Here is a 16387-nt window from a genome sequence, read left to right as displayed (position 1 = left end):
ATGCTTCAATGGGTGCTGTGCGATAATTTCACTTAAAGGCTACTTTTATCCTCATCCAAGTAAACATCTTTTGCAATAAGGGAAACCGCTTTTTGTAGAATTAAGTTATTAGGATATGTAATTAATTCTCCTTCTAAAGTCCTGAGGTGTAAATGAAAAGCTTTTATATCTTCAATAATAGCTTCAATAGGCATATCCTTATCGTGGATCTTTATTTTGTCGCCAATTTTATATGGAAATGAAAAGAAAAGAATTACTCCCGAAGTAATATTGCTAAGAATAGACCAAATAGCAAAAAGCGCAACTCCAAGCACAGCAAAAACCGAGGAAAATATTAGGGAAAGTTCAGTGACACCTATTCCCCAGGCAATAGCTAAAAGAAAAACAGCAATAAACAAAATAAGGATATTGATATACTGAAACATCAGCCGTGTTCTGGTAAAGTCTATCTCACTGCGTTTACCAACCCGATGCGCCGCTTTTTTTAGCAAAAACTGAACAATTAATAATAAAAATACAGTAACTACCGTATAGGTGATTTCAGTTCTATATTGGGTGAAAATTTCATACATTTTTGTGCAGTATTTTTATATAAAGGTAATTTTTAAAAGCTATTATCAAATAAAAGATATCGACTTATTTAAAATTTTTATCTGTTGTTTTATATTGATGTTATGCTTTAGTTATTAATACTTAAATTATTTTAAATCAGATTATTAAAAATTAAATTGATGATAGATCAATAAGCTCGTTGTAAACCAAATGAGTGGGAAGACCAACTACATTAAAATAACTGCCTTCCAGATTGGTAATTCCAATAAGTCCAATCCATTCCTGGATGGCATAACCTCCGGCCTTGTCAAATGGTTTAAAGTTATCTACATAATAATCGATCTCTCCGGAAGTAAGTTCTTTAAAAGTTACCTTGGTCTCGCAGTTTACCGTTGACTGATGATTTTGAGTAGTAAAACAAACCGAAGTAAAAACACTATGGGTTTTGCCCGAGAGTGATTTCAGCATTTCTTTGGCTTCCAAGGCTGTTTCAGGTTTGCCCATTGCTTTTTCTTCATTATAAACAATGGTATCGCTGGTAATTAAAATTTGATCCTGCTTTAATTCTTTCTGAAAAGCTTCGGCTTTTAATTGTGCCAGAAAATCGGTTATTTCTTCTTTTTTCAGATAATCCGGGCAAATTTCCTTAACCGGTCTAACATCGGCTTTAAAAGGGATATCCAGGTCTTTAAAGAATTGATGACGTCTGGGTGAGCCGGAAGCAAGAATTATTTCTTTGTTTTTCAAGAGGTCTTTCAGCATAACTGTATTTTTTGAGCTTCTATGGAGCTGTTAGTTGAAATTATAAAATGTATCGAATTTCACTATTTCAATTTAAGTGAGCAGAAACTGATAAAATCCGATAGAGATAAGTCCGAAAAATAAAATAATTTTCAGCATTAAACTCAAGTGCGAATAGTCTTTTTTCTTTTTTGCTTCCCAAATTCGAACCTGGAAATAGAGTAGTGGAGCAAGAATAAAAATCAAGGTGTAAATTACCAGAAAGCTATTCTCAAACAGGTAATTGTAACTATAATAAACAATTGCAGCTATCGGTAAAATACCAATCCCAAAAATGATCTTGTTAGTACGACTATGACCAAGAATAATGGGTAGCGTTTGTATTCCGGCATTGTAATCTCCTTTTACATCTTCCTGATCTTTCACCATTTCCCGTAATAAATTTACCAAAAAGGCGAAAATTGCATAATCGAGTAAAATTGAAAATAAGAGAGACTGAATTTGTTTATTTTGAGCATTAATTGCGGGAAAAAGATCGAAAATTGATGGTAAGAGCACCACAAAGCCTACAAGTAAACTGATTAAAATATTCCCGAGTACAGGAATTTGCTTTAAGTAACTGGCATACAAATACAATAATGCCGAAGAAAAAATAAAAATTGCAACAAAACCCGGTTTTCCGAGTAAATTGGCCAAATAAAAACCAATTCCCACTCCGATAATATTCAGGATAATAAATAAATTATTCGCTTTTTTCTCTGAAATTTTATTACCTAAAATCAGCTTCTCAGGTTTGTTTATTTTATCGGCCTGCACATCGTAAATATCATTAATCACATATCCTGAAGCCGCGATACAAAGCGTGGCGAGGATAAGCAAAGCATAGCCAAAAGTGCTGAGCATAATAGCAGCGCCAAATTTCTCAAAAAATGAAAATTTAATCAGGATTAAGGTGAGCGCTATAAAAATAAGGTTGGGCCACCTTATTAGTTTTAGATATGCTATCATATTTATAATTATTCAGAAACAAATTTTAATCCTACAATGGAAATAATTAAGGTGCTTAAAAAAAAGATACGCCAGAAATGCGCTGGTTCCTTAAAAACAAAAATTCCCAGGAGTACAGTGCCTACAGCACCAATTCCCGTCCAAACTGCATAAGCCGTACCTATTGGCAGAGTTTGGGTGGCTTTGTAAAGCAAGAGCATACTTATAGTGAGGGAAAATAAGAAACCAACAAACCAAAGGTTAGAACTGCTACCGGAAGTCACTTTCATTTTTCCCAAACAAAAAGCGAATCCTACTTCAAAAAGTCCGGCGAGAATAAGTATTATCCAGTTCATTTATTCTTTATCAATCCATTTTCCCTGCACTTTCATTACCTGCTCAATCACGTCGCGAACACAACCTTTACCGCCTTTTCTATGCGAAACATATTTTGATAGCTCTTTTACTTCGGCAACAGCGTCTTGCGGGCAACAAGGTAAACCAACTAGTTTCATTGGGTAATAATCGGGAATATCGTCTCCCATATAGAGAACGTCTTCGGCGTTTATTTCATATATATCGAAGAATTCATCCATTTGTTCTACTTTATCGTGAATACCCAGATAAATATCGGTAATTCCAAGATCTCTAAGCCTTTTACGAACGCCTTCGTTTTTTCCGCCGGAAATTATACAAACAGTATAACCGGCATTTTTTGCTGCTTTAAGCGCATACCCATCTTTTATGTTCATTGTTCGTAAGAGAGCGCCTTCGGAGCTAATTTGTATACTACCATCGGTCAAAACGCCGTCGACATCAAATACAAAAGTGTTGATCTGGTTTAGGTATTCTTTATAATTTTTTTCCATGGAAATCCTGAATAGATTGAGTTAAAAGGCTGTAAATATCTTTATAATTAGTTGACAAAAGTGCTAAATGTGCTTCGATTGTTTGTTGGTCATTTCTTAAAGCCGGGCCGGTTTGTGCATTCTGTGGTGATAAACTTTCAATTTTTGAAGCCGTTTCCTTTATAAGTGGCTTTAAAATGCTGAAATCTACCTTGTGTTTTTCACAAATTTCAGCTCCGATATTATATAGATGATTACTGAAATTATTCACAAAAACCGCAGCCAGGTGTAAAGCTTTGCGTTGTTCAGAATTAATCACGCGAACATCTTCTGTGATTTCTGAAGCCAGATTTTTTATTTTTTCTAGATTTTTAGCTGAATTTGCTTCGATGCAAACCGGAATTTTAGCAAAACTTACCGATTTGTTTTTTGAAAAAGTTTGCAGCGGATAAAACACCCCGAAATTATCCAACCGTTCCAGAGCATTTATACTTACCGCACCCGAAGTATGTAAAACAATACCCGGAAGATCATTTAAATTATCGGCAATTTCAGAAATCACATCATCTTTTAAAGCGAGTAAATAGAAATCGGCAGGTTTTAAGTCGCTTATATTAATTGTGGTATCGGTGAATTCTTCAAAATACTTCAAGCTTTCTTCCCGATGATTATATACCTGGATTACCCTGGTATTTTCCGCTTCAGAAAACGCCTTGAAAAGGTGGAAAGCTACATTCCCGGCACCTAAAATTACCACTTCTTTCATTCGGCTAAATTATTAAAAATAATCAGGCAATAAAATTAACATTCGTGTAGGAGAATGTCTCAGTTTTTAAGGTATGAAACCGTTAAAATTCCTTAAATTTGCAGCCGTAAAAAGAGTTACTTCATGCAGGATAAAATAGCCTCTGTCATATTTTCTACACGTATAATGGCAGTCTTATTTGTGGTTTTTTCAATAGCCATGGCGTTCGGGACATTTATAGAAAGTTGGTATAGTATTGAAACCGCGAGAGTGTTAATTTATAACGCCTGGTGGTTTGAAGCCATTATGGTGTTTTTTGTAATCAATTTCGCCGGAAATATTAAACGTTACAATCTTCATAAGCGCGAAAAATGGTCTTCACTTTTAATCCATTTATCGTTTGTTTTAATTTTAGTGGGTGCGTTTATTACCCGGTATATTAGTTACGAAGGGGTGATGCCTATTACTGAAGGTGAAACTACCAATATCATGCTTTCAGAAAAGACCTATTTCACAGCCTTTATAGACGGTGAAATTGATGGCGAACCTCGCCGAAGGGTTTTAGAAGAACCAGTACTTTTTGCTCCGGAAACCGAGAATGATTACGTACTGAATACCGATTATAACGGGCAGCCGGTTACTATTGAAGCTACCAACTTTATTTATGGTGCTAAAGAAGAATTAGTACCTGCTGAAGATGGAGAAAATCATCTTAAACTCGTTGAAGCTGGAGGCGGTGGGCGTCACGATCATTATTTAAAGGAAGGAGAAGTTCAAAATATTCATAATGTTTTATTTGCGCTGAATGAACCTACAGAGGGTGCGATTAATATTAATTATGACGAAGAAAGTGGGAAATATACTATAAACTCTCCATTTGAGGGAGATTATATGCGAATGGCCGACCAGGAGAAAGGAAATTTGCTTAAAGATTCTACACAGAACCTGATGCTGCGTTCTCTTTATAATATAGGTACGATGCAATTTGTAATTCCTGAGCCGGTAGTTAAAGGAAAATACGATATTATAAGAACACCAGAAAAAACCGATGGACAAAGCGATGCACTAACTGTAAAGGTTTCTTCTCAAGGAGAATCTGAAACAGTAACCATAATGGGAGGGCAGGGAATACCCAGCGAACCACAAAAAGTAGAACTTGCCGGACTTGAATTTTATTTAAACTATGGAAGTAAAGAGATAGAATTGCCTTTTGCCATAAAACTCAACGATTTTATTGCCGATAGATATCCCGGGACTGAAAATAGTTATTCCTCTTTTAAAAGTAAGGTGGAAATTGTGGAAGAAGGAAAAGAGAATTTTCCTTATGAAATTTATATGAACCATGTATTAGATCACAAAGGTTTTAGGTTTTTCCAGGCTAGTTTTATGCCAGATGAAAGCGGTACAGTACTTTCTGTAAATCACGATTTCTGGGGAACTTGGGTCACTTATATAGGTTACTTTCTGCTCTATTTAGGCTTGATGCTCATTTTATTTGATAAAGGCTCGCGGTTTGGAAACCTTAAGGATATGCTGGAGAAAGTAAAAGAAAAAAAGAAAAAGTTATCTACGGTACTTATTTTCTTTATGGCTGCAGGTTCTATGTTTGCCCAAATGCCGGACGATGAGCACGAACACGCTGAATCGGCTAAAAGGGAAGTAGATTCCATTATTAAAAGCAACGCCATAAGCGAAGAACACGCAGCTAAATTTGGCCGGTTGGTAATTCAGGATGCCGGCGGAAGAATGAAGCCCGCTAATACCTATTCTTCAGAATTGCTTCGGAAATTAAGTAAATCTGATTCTTACGAAGGTTTAAGTTCAGATCAGGTTTTAGTTTCTTTGACTCAAAACCCGATGATTTGGTATAATGTGCCAATTATATATGTTGAGAAACATAATGACAGTTTGCATAATCTTCTTGGCGTAGAACAAGGGAAAAAATACCTCACATTAAGTAGTTTCTTTGACGATATGGGGAATTATAAACTTGCTCCTCTTTTGGAAGAGGCCTACCAGGCAGCTGTTCCCAATAAATTTCAGAAGGATTTTATAAATACCGATAAAAAGGTGAATTTATTATACCGTGCGCTTCAGGGTAAGATTCTAAGAATTTTCCCAATTCCGGAGCAAGAAAATAATAAATGGGTTTCTTATCCTGAATTAGAGGACGAAGCAGGTGCTTTCAAAGGAATGGATTCGGTGTACACTAAACAGATCCTTCCGTTGTATATGACGTCACTTTCTGACGCAACCGAGACCGGAGATTACTCGAAAGCCAACCAGTTTCTTGAAAGTATAAAAGGATTTCAGAAGAAATTCGGGTCAGAAGTATTGCCTTCCAAAGATAAAATTAACGCAGAGATCACTTATAACAAATACGATATTTTCAGGAACCTGTTTTGGATGTACATGGTAGCCGGCCTCTTTATGCTGGTTATTGTAATTGTGAAGATTTTTAAAGAAAATACTATCATTAACTGGCTGGTTAAAATTAGTGCCGGAGTAATAATAGTCCTTTTTGTTTTACATACTTTAGGTTTAATTGCCAGGTGGTATATTTCTGGCCACGCGCCGTGGAGTGATGCCTATGAGTCTATGATATATGTTGCCTGGGCTACGATGTTCTTTGGGTTGGCTTTTGGAAGAAAAAGTACTTTAACCATTGCCTCTACTGCTTTTGTAACTTCAATGATTTTAATGATCGCGCACTGGAACTGGATGGATCCATCAATCGCAAACCTACAGCCAGTATTAGATTCGTATTGGTTAATGATACACGTTTCTGTAATTGTTGGAAGTTATGGTCCATTTACCCTCGGAATGATCCTGGGAGCTGTGGCATTACTTTTAATGATTTTTACTACGGAAAAAAATAAAAAGAAGATGGATCTCAATATTAAAGAGATCACCATTATTACTGAAATGGCTTTAACTGTTGGTTTGGTAATGTTAACTATTGGAAACTTCCTTGGAGGCCAATGGGCTAATGAAAGCTGGGGACGCTACTGGGGCTGGGATCCTAAAGAAACCTGGGCTTTAATTAGTATTATGGTTTATGCCTTTGTGATACATATGCGACTGGTTCCTGGATTACGTAGCAGATGGTTCTTTAACTTAATGGCTGTAGTCTCTTTTGCAAGTATTATGATGACCTACTTTGGAGTAAACTTCTATTTAGCTGGTTTACATTCTTATGCTAGCGGAGATAAAGTAATTACTCCAACATTTATTTATTACGCCATTGCTGTAGTAGCCGTGCTGGGAGCAGTTTCTTACTGGAGATTCCAGAAATTTTATGCGAAGAAAAGCAAGAAGAAAATAGAGAAATAAGTTATTGAATTAAAAGAAAAAGGGCTGTTTAAAAATATTTCGTTTTCGTCAAGCTGAACCTGGTTTAGCTTCTAATTGTTTGCTTAACAACTTAGATACTGAAACAAGTTCAGGATGACGATTTCAAAACTTCTCAAACAGCCCTTTTTAATTCTTAGAAATATTAAAACTACTTAATATTCCCCACCATATCTTTAGGTTGAACCCACTCATCAAATTGTTCTTCAGTGAGGTGGCCTAATTCAACGGCAGCTTCTTTCAGTGTAGTTCCGTCTTCGTGTGCTTTATTCGCAATTTCAGCAGCTTTGTAGTAGCCAATCTTGGTATTTAAAGCAGTAACCAGCATCAGGGAATTATTTAAATGTTCCTTGATTCTCGGGGTATTTGCTTCAATTCCGCGAGCGCAGTTAACATCAAAGGATACACAGGCATCACCAATAAGTTCGGCGCTTTGTAATAAGTTAGCTGCCATAACCGGTTTAAAAACGTTCAATTCAAATTGCCCCTGCATTCCACCAACTCCAATTGCTACATCATTACCCATTACCTGTGCGCAAACCATAGTTAAAGCTTCACATTGCGTAGGATTTACTTTGCCGGGCATAATAGAAGATCCAGGCTCGTTTGCAGGAATATTGATCTCACCAATCCCACTTCGTGGTCCAGAAGAAAGCATTCTAATATCATTCCCTATTTTATTTAAGGAAACCGCTAATTGTTTTAAGGCTCCGTGGGTTTCAACAAACGCATCGTGTGCAGCGAGCGCTTCAAATTTATTTCCTGCGGAAATAAAAGGTAATTCAGTGAATTTTGCGATGAATTCTGATACTCGTTTTGAATATCCTTTTGGCGTATTTAATCCGGTTCCTACTGCGGTCCCACCAAGTGCTAATTCGGCTAAATGCGGAAGCGTATTTTCAAGGGCATTAATCCCGTGGTCAAGTTGAGAAACATAGCCACTAAATTCCTGCCCGAGCGTTAGGGGAGTGGCATCCATAAAATGCGTACGTCCAATTTTCACCACTTCTTTAAATTCTTCAGACTTTTTCTTTAAAGTATCACGAAGTTGTCTCACGCCCGGAAGTGTCACTTTTATGATTTTTTGATATGCCGCGATATGCATTCCTGTAGGAAAGGTGTCGTTAGATGATTGTGATTTATTTACATCGTCATTCGCCTGAAGTGTTTTATCGCCTTCACCTAAGGTTTTACCTGCAAGTTGATGTGCACGGTTAGCAATAACTTCGTTTACATTCATATTGCTTTGGGTACCGCTTCCGGTTTGCCAAATTACCAATGGAAATTGGTCGTCGTGTTTGCCTTCAAGAATTTCATCACAAACCTGGGCAATATAATCTCTTTTATCTACTGGCAAAACACCTAATTCACAATTAGTATAAGCCGCAGCCTTTTTAAGGTAGGCAAAACCGTAAACTATTTCCAGCGGCATGCTTCCGGCAGGTCCAATTTTAAAGTTATTGCGGGAACGTTCGGTTTGAGCACCCCAGAGTTTATCAGCCGACACCTTTACATCTCCAATTGTATCTTTCTCTATTCTATAATCCATAAAGTTTATTATTAGTTGTGACACAAATTTACAAGTTAGCGGCTTTTTAAAAGTATAAATACGAAGAATTTAGCCGATAATTTTTCTGATTTTACTCAGTGAGTTATGAATTTCTTAAAATTAAATTGTGATAAGCCATCAAAGCTTAGTATATTTGACCAGATCAAAAAATTTTGATATTATGTTCGAATTCGATCAATACCTCGGTTTTCTGGCTTTCCTGGTTATTATTACCATGGGATTCTGGCTTATGATTTTCCTAATGGCTATTTTACCCTATTGGATAGGCGGTTCGGTCGCTGAACTGCTTAAAGAAAAGAAAGAAGCAAGAAAAAAGGCCAAACAAGAAAAAGCATAAAAAATGGGACATTTATTGTCCCTTTTTTTATGCTTTATTTTCAAGAAATATAATAAAAAACCGGCTTGAATAAAGCCGGTTTTGTTTGTTAATTATTATCCTTCAAATCCCTCATCAAAGTCCTGATTAGTATCATTACGACGTTGTTCTCGCTTCTGCTGATTAAATCTATAGATGAAAGATACATTTACAGATTGCCCCTGTCTCCATTGGAATTCACTCTCCTGGCTAAAGAATTCTGTAGTGGTAGAACTATTTCTTTTTCTTCCGTTAAAAATATCCCTAACGTTTAAAGAAAGTGTAGCTCTCTCATTTAGAATCTCCTTACTAAAAGCAAGATCTACATTTAAAATTCCTTCTTGCGTTCCCTGAATTTCGTCTGAAGGTCCGCGATAAAACAAGTTGGTTTGCCAGTCTATCTTCCATGGTAAAGTAACTTTTGAGCTGAATCTACCAAACCAGCTTGAGTTATCCTGGCTATAATCTGTTCCGTTAAATTCACCGTCCAGTTTAAAACGGAATACATTTACACTTCCGTTAAGTCTTAACCACTCTGCCGGGTTATAAAGGAAACCTAATTCTCCACCCATCCTGTCGTTAGTAGCCAGGTTAAACGGAATACTTCTAATTACTTCTATTTGTTGGCCAGAAGGTCCGCTAATAAAAACTTCCTCCTGAACTCTTTGAAAAGCATCGGTTTCTCTCTGGAAGTAAACTGAAGAGGTTAAGGTGAATTTTTCCCATTTCTTTAAGTACCCAAGATCGAAAGCATTAGAAAATGCAGGATTTAAGTTTGGATTTCCCTGAAAAATATTGTTACGGCTACTTCTGGAAGGGAAAGGATTTATATACCAACCTCTTGGTCTGTTTATTCTTCGGTTATAACCTAGGGTAATATTTTCCTCTTCGCCTAATTCATAAATAAGGTTTACAGTAGGAAACAAACCAAGATAATTATTGTCAAAATCTGTATCTACTGCAAAAGAAAATTCTTCCTGTAATTCCTCTTCAGTCAATTCTGAATCAATCTCACCTTTTAAATTTGTATTCTCTAGTCTTAATCCTAAAAGGAAACTAAAACTTCCAAATTTAGTACCGTATTGGGTGTAAAGAGCCTGAACATTTTCTGAATAATCAAAAATATTTGTTTGGGTTTCATTTAGTACAAACTCCCCAAGGCTGTTTTCCTGAAAAAGTTTGTAATCTGTGATCTCATTTTCGAAATTCCCACGATAGCCTGCTTCAAACTGAGATTCCTCTCCAATTGGTAGTACGTAATCTGCCTGAATCAAATATTCCTTTTGATCTTCGTCTGTAAGTGTAGATTCTGAAGGAATGTTAATTTCACCAATTTCTGTATTATTATATACAGTAAATTCATTAATAGAAGCATCCTGACTCTCTGTATCATTCTCAAATTGAAAATCTGCAGTAAGCTTGTGCCCTTTGTTATCGAATTTTTTTACATAATTAAGAGAGAATTGAATACTCTCGTCTTCTTCATTTTCAATTTCTCTCCTGTTAGTACCTAAAAGCTCGGTGTCTCCCATTAGGTAATCATTCATATTATTGGTCACATCACGATCATCACCAGTTCTATAGAATATAGCTCCTGTAATAGAAGACATATCAGATAAATAATATTCCATCCCAACATTGGTATTGAAACCGCGGTTGATCCTGTCATAATCCCTGTCCTCTATATTTCTGTCATACATCAGGTTATCTAAAATAACGTCTTCCCGTGGTTCAAAATAACGGGTGTCAAAAAAACCGTAGCCAGGTGATTCAGAATATCTGTAACCGGTAGTGGTGAAAAGATTGTATTTATCGGTTCGATAATTTAGATTGGTAGAAATGCTTCCGTTTTCAGGAATACCACCATTTACAGTAACGGATCCGTTAAACCCAAGAGTTTCCTTTTTTCTAAGAATAATATTAATAATTCCGGCAGTCCCTTCGGCATCATATCTGGCAGAAGGAGAAGTAATCACTTCTACACGTTCTATAGCCTCAGCAGGTAATTGACTTAAAACATCGGTATTCCCAAAACCGGCCATTGCTGAAGGTTTGCCGTTAATAAGGATTCTTACGTTATCGTTCCCTCTTAAACTTATACCCCCTTCAATATCTACCGAAATGGATGGTACATTATTTAGGGCATCGCTCACGGTACCTCCGGCGGTGGTAAGATCTTTACCAATATTATATATTTTTTTGTCCAGCCTAATGTCAACCTGTGTGGTCTCGGCTCTTACTACAACTTCGTCTAAGTTATCTGAGCTAATACCAAGTTCTATAGTTTCCAGGTTTAAATCTGAATTAACCTGGCGATTATTAAACCGCTTGGTTTCGTAAGAAATAAATTCAACGATTATATTATATGTTCCAGGATCTACTTCAATATTAAAAACACCATTGGAATTGGTGACACCGCCATTAACATTTTGCGGGTCGTTTACATCTACAATAGAAATAGTAGCATATTCTAATGGAACATTGAGTTCATTATCAATTACTTTTCCTGAAATCTCATAAGATTGTGCATAACTGCTGAAACTAAAAAAAAGAAAAAACGCTACACTGAGCGTACTTAACATTTTGGTGGTCATAGAAATTTTTTATTCTTTGACCCCGATTTTAAAGGATGGTTTAATATGAATTCGGTTAAAATGGCGTTAAAACCGACTTTTAAATGTTAAAAAGAGCTCTGTCTCCTGGCCACCAGTACCTAAGACTTCCGACTAATTTTCTTATTTAATTCAAGATATTTTTGAAATTGTCTTTCGGTCATTAACTTTTGCAGCTTTTTATGTTCTGCTTTTTGAATTCCTTTTAGCTTAAAGATTATTTCATCTTCAGATAAGGCTGTGGTATTAAGGATTTCGTTTTTCTTAAGCGTGTATTCTATGATTAGATCTTCCAGTTTACCGGTTTGCTCAAAGTCCAGTTCTAATTCTTTTTTCCATGTATAGGCGAGTTCCCTCGCAATTTCAAGTAGTTCTTCCCTACTTTTTCTATGCAGGTAAAATTGTGAAAAAACAAATCCCGCCACTAAAAATCCGGCGGCACCAATTATAGCTATTTTATGTTGAGTTTTCATTTTATTATTGGTTTGGTTTACCAGAACATTTAATGCAATAAATCTTCAATTTTAGATTCCGGGCGGCCAACTACTGCCGTATCTTTGGTTTCTACAATAGGGCGTTCAATTAATTTTGGATTTTTTACCATAACAGTAATCAGTTCCTTATCGCTAAGATCTTTATCTTTGTATTCTTCTTTCCAGATCTTTTCGTTAGTTCTAATTAACTGTATTGGATAAAAACTTAATTTATCAAGAATTTGTTTTAATTCCGATTCAGAAAGTGGCTTTTTTAAATATTCCCTAACCTGGTATTCTTTCCCGGAATTTTTAACTAAATCTAATCCTTCCCTCGATTTTTTACATCTTGCATTGTGGTAAACAGTAATCATTATTATTGGTTTTGGCTACTTTAAAATAAACAATAAATTCTAAATCTAAAATATATCGGCATAAACTTATCAATCTTCCTGCCGTTGTCCCATCATCATTAAAAAAGCTTTTAGGAACATATCTATATCTCCATTCATTACGGCATCTACATTTCCGGTTTCTTCTGCAGTTCGAACATCTTTAACCAGTTTGTAAGGATGCATTACATAATTCCTGATTTGTGACCCCCATTCAATCTTCATCTTAGAATCTTCAATCTCCCGGCGCTGCGCTTGTTGCTTCTGAAGTTCAATTTCATACAATTGGCTTTTTAATAGCTGCATTGCCTTGGTTTTATTTTCCAGCTGGGAGCGTGTTTCAGAATTCTCAACAACAATCCCGGTAGGGGCGTGGCGCAACCTAACTGCGGTTTCTACCTTATTTACATTTTGCCCACCAGCTCCCGAGGAACGCATGGTTTCCCAGGAAATTTCAGAAGGATTTATATCAATTTCTATAGAATCATCGGCCAACGGATAAACATAAACCGAAGCAAACGAGGTATGCCTTTTCGCGTTACTGTCAAAAGGGGAAATTCGTACCAATCTGTGTACACCATTTTCACCTTTTAACCAGCCAAAAGCAAATTCGCCTTCAATTTCAAGCGTTACCGTTTTAATACCGGCAACATCTCCTGCCTGATAATTCAGCTCCTTTATTTTGAACTTGCGCTTTTCGGCCCACATAAGATACATCCGCATAAGCATTTCTGCCCAATCGCAACTTTCGGTACCGCCGGCGCCAGCCGTAATTTGTAATACCGCACTTAATTTGTCGCCTTCTTCAGAAAGCATATTCTTAAACTCAAGGTCTTCTATAAGGTCTACAGCTTGCTTATTTTTTTCTTCCACATCTTCCTGCGTAGCTTCGTCTTCCTTATAAAATTCATACAGAACCTCTAAATCTTCCATCAGGGTTTGTCCTTTTTCAAATTCGTCTACCCATTGTTTTTCAGCATTGAGATCACGCATTATTGCCTCAGCTTTTTTAGGATCGTCCCAAAAATCTGGAGCAAAGGTTTTTTCTTCCTGATTGGAGATTTCTATTTTTTTGGCATCAATGTCAAAGATACCTCCTTAACGCACCAAGGCGCTCTCTGAGATCTTTGATCTGCTCAGTTGTGATCATATACTAAATTTTATAAGGTAAAAATAGAATTTAAGACTGCGACGGGAAAGTATTTAACGATATTTTTATAGTTTTAGACATCCTATAAAACCACGTAAATGAAGCAATTCTTACTTATTTTGCTGTTAGTCAGTTTCTCAGTTCCGGGAACGGCTCAATTTCTTTCAGAAAAAGAAAATCTCCAGGAATATGAAGGCTTTTTCAATTTCCATTATAATGAAGACGAAGATGAAATTTACCTGGAAGTAGATATGCTTGATTCGGAATTTCTATATGTTCACGCCCTAACCAGCGGGCTCGGTTCTAACGATATTGGTTTAGATCGTGGACAGTTGGGAAATGAAGCTGTGGTAAAATTTGAGAAGGCCGGGAATAAGTTATTGCTGGTGCAACCAAATCAAAAATACAGGGCTGAAACAGAAAATGAGTTGGAAAGAAGAAGCGTAGAACAGGCTTTCGCGAAATCGGTGATCTATGGGTTTGAAATAAAGGAAGAAAAAGATTCGGTTTACGTTATAGATTTTACTCCATTTTTAATGGAAGATGCGCACGATGTTGCCGGCCGACTTAAAAAAGGGGAGTACGGAACTTACAAACTCGATAAATCTAAAAGCGCTCTTTCTTTAGAGCGCACCAAAGCTTTTCCTGAAAATGTAGAATTTGAAGCACTGCTTACTTTTGAAGGTGAACCCAAAGGCAGAACAATACAAAGTGTGGCGCCAAATGCTAAAAATCTTAGTGTAATTCAGCATCATTCTTTTGTGAAATTACCTGACGATAATTATGAAAAGCGACTGTTTGATCCCCGTAGCGGTGCTATTTCTATTTCCTATTTAGATTATTCTACACCGGTTTATGAACCTATAGAAAAGAAATTTGCTATTCGCCACCGCTTAAAAAAGAAAAATCCAGAAGCGGAAATTAGCGAAGCCGAAGAACCTATTATTTATTATCTGGACCCGGGAACTCCCGAGCCGGTAAAATCGGCTTTGCTGGAAGGAGCACGCTGGTGGAACGAAGCTTATGAAGAAATTGGTTACAAAGACGCTTTTCAGGTAAAAATGTTACCAGAGGATGCCGATCCTTTAGATACGCGTTATAATATGATTCAGTGGGTTCATCGTTCCACCAGAGGTTGGAGTTATGGTGCCAGCGTGGTAGATCCCAGAACCGGTGAAATTATAAAAGGACACGTTAGTTTGGGAAGTTTGAGAATCCGCCAGGATTTTATGATCGCCCAGGCTTTACTAAATAAACCTTTTGCTGAAAATGATGAAAATCACGAAAAAATGATGGAAATGGCGGTAGCTCGAATTCGGCAGCTTTCTGCCCATGAAGTTGGCCATACCATAGGTTTTGCTCATAATTTTGCGGCAAGTGTAAACGATAATGCTTCGGTAATGGATTATCCGCATCCGCAATTCAGTTTGGAAAATGACGAAATTAGTATTGATAATGCTTACGATACCGGAATTGGCGAGTGGGATAAAGTCACCGTAAAATATTCTTATGCTGATATTCCTGAGAATACTTCAGAGCGGGAATTTCTAAACTCGGTTTTAGAAGAAGCGCAGAGAGCGGGTCATCAGTTTATCTCAGATGCTGATGCCCGAGCTCAAGGTGGTGCTCACATAAACGCGCATTTATGGGATAATGGTGAAAGTGCCATTGAAGAGCTGGAAAAAATCTTAAAAATCAGGAAAAAGGGAATCGAGAATTTTTCTGAAGATAATATTAGGACCAACGAGCCCTATTCGGTTCTGGAAGATGTTTTTGTGCCTTTATACTTTTTACATCGTTACCAGGTTGAAGCCGCAGTGAAAATCATCGGCGGACTCGATTATAATTATGCGGTAAAAGGAGGAAAAGATAAGCTTTGGGAAAGCGCTGATTCAAAAATGCAGGAAAATGCGCTAAACTCAATTTTAAAAACCTTAGATGCAGAATTAATTGCAATTCCGAAGGAAAAACTGGAATTATTTCCTCCGCGAGCTTTTGGTTATAATCGCAGCCGGGAATCTTTTAAAAGCAATACCGGCGTAGCATTTGATGCGCTGGGCGCTCCTGTAACTTCAGCGAATTTATCACTTTCCTTATTATTGCATCCGGAAAGAATGGCGAGATTGGTTCAGCAAAAATCTTTAAATAATAAACAGTTGGGGCCGGAAGAAGTTCTGGAGAAATTAATTAGCGAAACCATAAAAAAGCCTCACAGTGATGAATATTTAAATGAAGTGCAACAAGCGATAAATTACCAGGTTTTGCTACAATTAATAAAACTTGCTGAAAATGAATCGGCTACTGCAAAAGTAAAAGCGCTTGCCAATGTTCAAATTGATAAACTAAAAGATTGGTTAAGCGATAAAGATGGGGCATTGCATCAACAAATGTTTAGAGAAATTGAAAACTACAGGGAAAATCCCGATGAATATAAAACCAAATTAAATATTACTAAAATCCCTGATGGAAGCCCTATTGGGAGTTTTAGATGTGAAGGGATAGATTTAATTAAATAAAGAGATTTCCGTCTTCACGGAAATGACCAAAAAACAAATAAAAGATTTCCGCCGCAGTTTATCCCTTTTTTTCGGGACGGAAATGATAAATGAAA

At 36.7% G+C, this 16387-nt stretch carries 14 protein-coding genes; 3 read left to right on the top strand and 11 right to left on the bottom strand.

Annotation, left to right across the window (positions count from 1 at the left end; genetic code table 11):
- Positions 1 to 32 precede the first annotated feature (32 nt).
- The 6 genes from LB465_RS06080 to LB465_RS06055 form a co-directional block, all read right to left on the bottom strand.
- On the bottom strand, positions 33 to 572 hold the full coding sequence (locus LB465_RS06080; RefSeq protein WP_224468208.1) for a mechanosensitive ion channel domain-containing protein: 540 nt from the start codon (positions 570 to 572) through the stop codon (positions 33 to 35).
- A gap of 151 nt (positions 573 to 723) precedes the next feature.
- Positions 724 to 1314: a Maf-like protein gene (locus tag LB465_RS06075; protein WP_224468206.1), complete on the bottom strand. Its 591-nt coding sequence runs from the start codon at positions 1312 to 1314 to the stop codon at positions 724 to 726.
- Between the two features lie 72 nt (positions 1315 to 1386).
- Positions 1387 to 2301, bottom strand: a complete 915-nt coding sequence (locus tag LB465_RS06070) for a geranylgeranylglycerol-phosphate geranylgeranyltransferase (protein WP_224468203.1) — start codon at positions 2299 to 2301, stop codon at positions 1387 to 1389.
- 8 nt (positions 2302 to 2309) lie between these two features.
- Positions 2310 to 2636, bottom strand: coding sequence for a DMT family transporter (locus tag LB465_RS06065; RefSeq protein ID WP_224468201.1), 327 nt, complete (start codon positions 2634 to 2636; stop codon positions 2310 to 2312).
- Entirely contained in the window at positions 2637 to 3149 is a 513-nt protein-coding gene (locus tag LB465_RS06060; protein ID WP_224468198.1) for a KdsC family phosphatase, read from the bottom strand.
- Positions 3133 to 3894 (bottom strand): Rossmann-like and DUF2520 domain-containing protein, encoded by a 762-nt coding sequence (locus tag LB465_RS06055; RefSeq protein WP_224468194.1) that lies wholly within the window; start codon positions 3892 to 3894, stop codon positions 3133 to 3135. The genes LB465_RS06060 and LB465_RS06055 overlap by 17 nt, the downstream gene beginning before the upstream one ends.
- A gap of 123 nt (positions 3895 to 4017) precedes the next feature.
- Between LB465_RS06055 and ccsA the strand changes: the two genes are divergently transcribed.
- Positions 4018 to 7206, top strand: coding sequence for a cytochrome c biogenesis protein CcsA (gene ccsA, locus LB465_RS06050; protein WP_224468191.1), 3189 nt, complete (start codon positions 4018 to 4020; stop codon positions 7204 to 7206).
- A gap of 169 nt (positions 7207 to 7375) precedes the next feature.
- On the opposite strand, the gene fumC is transcribed toward ccsA, so the two are convergent.
- Complete coding sequence (fumC, locus tag LB465_RS06045) at positions 7376 to 8773, bottom strand: class II fumarate hydratase (RefSeq protein WP_224468189.1); 1398 nt, start codon at positions 8771 to 8773, stop codon at positions 7376 to 7378.
- A gap of 181 nt (positions 8774 to 8954) precedes the next feature.
- Here fumC and LB465_RS06040 point away from each other — a divergent pair, with 181 nt between their 5' ends.
- Positions 8955 to 9131, top strand: coding sequence for a hypothetical protein (locus LB465_RS06040; RefSeq protein WP_224468187.1), 177 nt, complete (start codon positions 8955 to 8957; stop codon positions 9129 to 9131).
- Between the two features lie 95 nt (positions 9132 to 9226).
- On the opposite strand, the gene LB465_RS06035 is transcribed toward LB465_RS06040, so the two are convergent.
- From LB465_RS06035 to prfB, 4 genes are all read right to left on the bottom strand, one after another.
- On the bottom strand, positions 9227 to 11743 hold the full coding sequence (locus LB465_RS06035) for an outer membrane beta-barrel family protein (protein WP_224468185.1): 2517 nt from the start codon (positions 11741 to 11743) through the stop codon (positions 9227 to 9229).
- Between the two features lie 119 nt (positions 11744 to 11862).
- Positions 11863 to 12234 (bottom strand): hypothetical protein, encoded by a 372-nt coding sequence (locus LB465_RS06030; protein ID WP_224468183.1) that lies wholly within the window; start codon positions 12232 to 12234, stop codon positions 11863 to 11865.
- A 29-nt stretch (positions 12235 to 12263) separates the two neighbouring features.
- A complete protein-coding gene (gene arsC, locus LB465_RS06025; RefSeq protein WP_224468181.1) occupies positions 12264 to 12608 on the bottom strand; it encodes an arsenate reductase (glutaredoxin) in 345 nt (114 codons plus the stop codon).
- Between the two features lie 69 nt (positions 12609 to 12677).
- Positions 12678 to 13776, bottom strand: a protein-coding gene (prfB, locus tag LB465_RS06020; protein WP_224468179.1) for a peptide chain release factor 2 whose coding sequence is annotated in 2 segments (ribosomal slippage) — positions 12678 to 13712 and positions 13714 to 13776 — 1098 coding nt in all. Because the reading frame shifts where the segments join, the coding sequence is not laid out codon by codon here.
- 98 nt (positions 13777 to 13874) lie between these two features.
- Between prfB and LB465_RS06015 the strand changes: the two genes are divergently transcribed.
- Positions 13875 to 16292, top strand: a complete 2418-nt coding sequence (locus LB465_RS06015) for a zinc-dependent metalloprotease (RefSeq protein ID WP_224468176.1) — start codon at positions 13875 to 13877, stop codon at positions 16290 to 16292.
- Positions 16293 to 16387 lie beyond the last annotated feature (95 nt).

The organism is Salegentibacter lacus, assembly GCF_020164555.1.
Classification (GTDB): Bacteria; Bacteroidota; Bacteroidia; order Flavobacteriales; family Flavobacteriaceae; genus Salegentibacter; species Salegentibacter lacus.
This window is presented reverse-complemented; position numbering and strand designations above follow the sequence as displayed.

Excerpts from the sequence above, each read along its gene's own strand:
- LB465_RS06060 (WP_224468198.1), bottom strand. The coding sequence starts at position 3,149 with ATGGAAAAAAATTATAAAGAATACCTAAACCAGATCAACACTTTTGTA.
- LB465_RS06065 (WP_224468201.1), bottom strand. The coding sequence starts at position 2,636 with ATGAACTGGATAATACTTATTCTCGCCGGACTTTTTGAAGTAGGATTC.
- arsC (WP_224468181.1), bottom strand. The coding sequence starts at position 12,608 with ATGATTACTGTTTACCACAATGCAAGATGTAAAAAATCGAGGGAAGGA.
- LB465_RS06035 (WP_224468185.1), bottom strand. The coding sequence starts at position 11,743 with ATGACCACCAAAATGTTAAGTACGCTCAGTGTAGCGTTTTTTCTTTTT.
- LB465_RS06015 (WP_224468176.1), top strand. The coding sequence starts at position 13,875 with ATGAAGCAATTCTTACTTATTTTGCTGTTAGTCAGTTTCTCAGTTCCG.
- ccsA (WP_224468191.1), top strand. The coding sequence starts at position 4,018 with ATGCAGGATAAAATAGCCTCTGTCATATTTTCTACACGTATAATGGCA.
- fumC (WP_224468189.1), bottom strand. The coding sequence starts at position 8,773 with ATGGATTATAGAATAGAGAAAGATACAATTGGAGATGTAAAGGTGTCG.
- LB465_RS06055 (WP_224468194.1), bottom strand. The coding sequence starts at position 3,894 with ATGAAAGAAGTGGTAATTTTAGGTGCCGGGAATGTAGCTTTCCACCTT.
- LB465_RS06040 (WP_224468187.1), top strand. The coding sequence starts at position 8,955 with ATGTTCGAATTCGATCAATACCTCGGTTTTCTGGCTTTCCTGGTTATT.
- LB465_RS06030 (WP_224468183.1), bottom strand. The coding sequence starts at position 12,234 with ATGAAAACTCAACATAAAATAGCTATAATTGGTGCCGCCGGATTTTTA.
- LB465_RS06075 (WP_224468206.1), bottom strand. The coding sequence starts at position 1,314 with ATGCTGAAAGACCTCTTGAAAAACAAAGAAATAATTCTTGCTTCCGGC.
- LB465_RS06070 (WP_224468203.1), bottom strand. The coding sequence starts at position 2,301 with ATGATAGCATATCTAAAACTAATAAGGTGGCCCAACCTTATTTTTATA.
- LB465_RS06080 (WP_224468208.1), bottom strand. The coding sequence starts at position 572 with ATGTATGAAATTTTCACCCAATATAGAACTGAAATCACCTATACGGTA.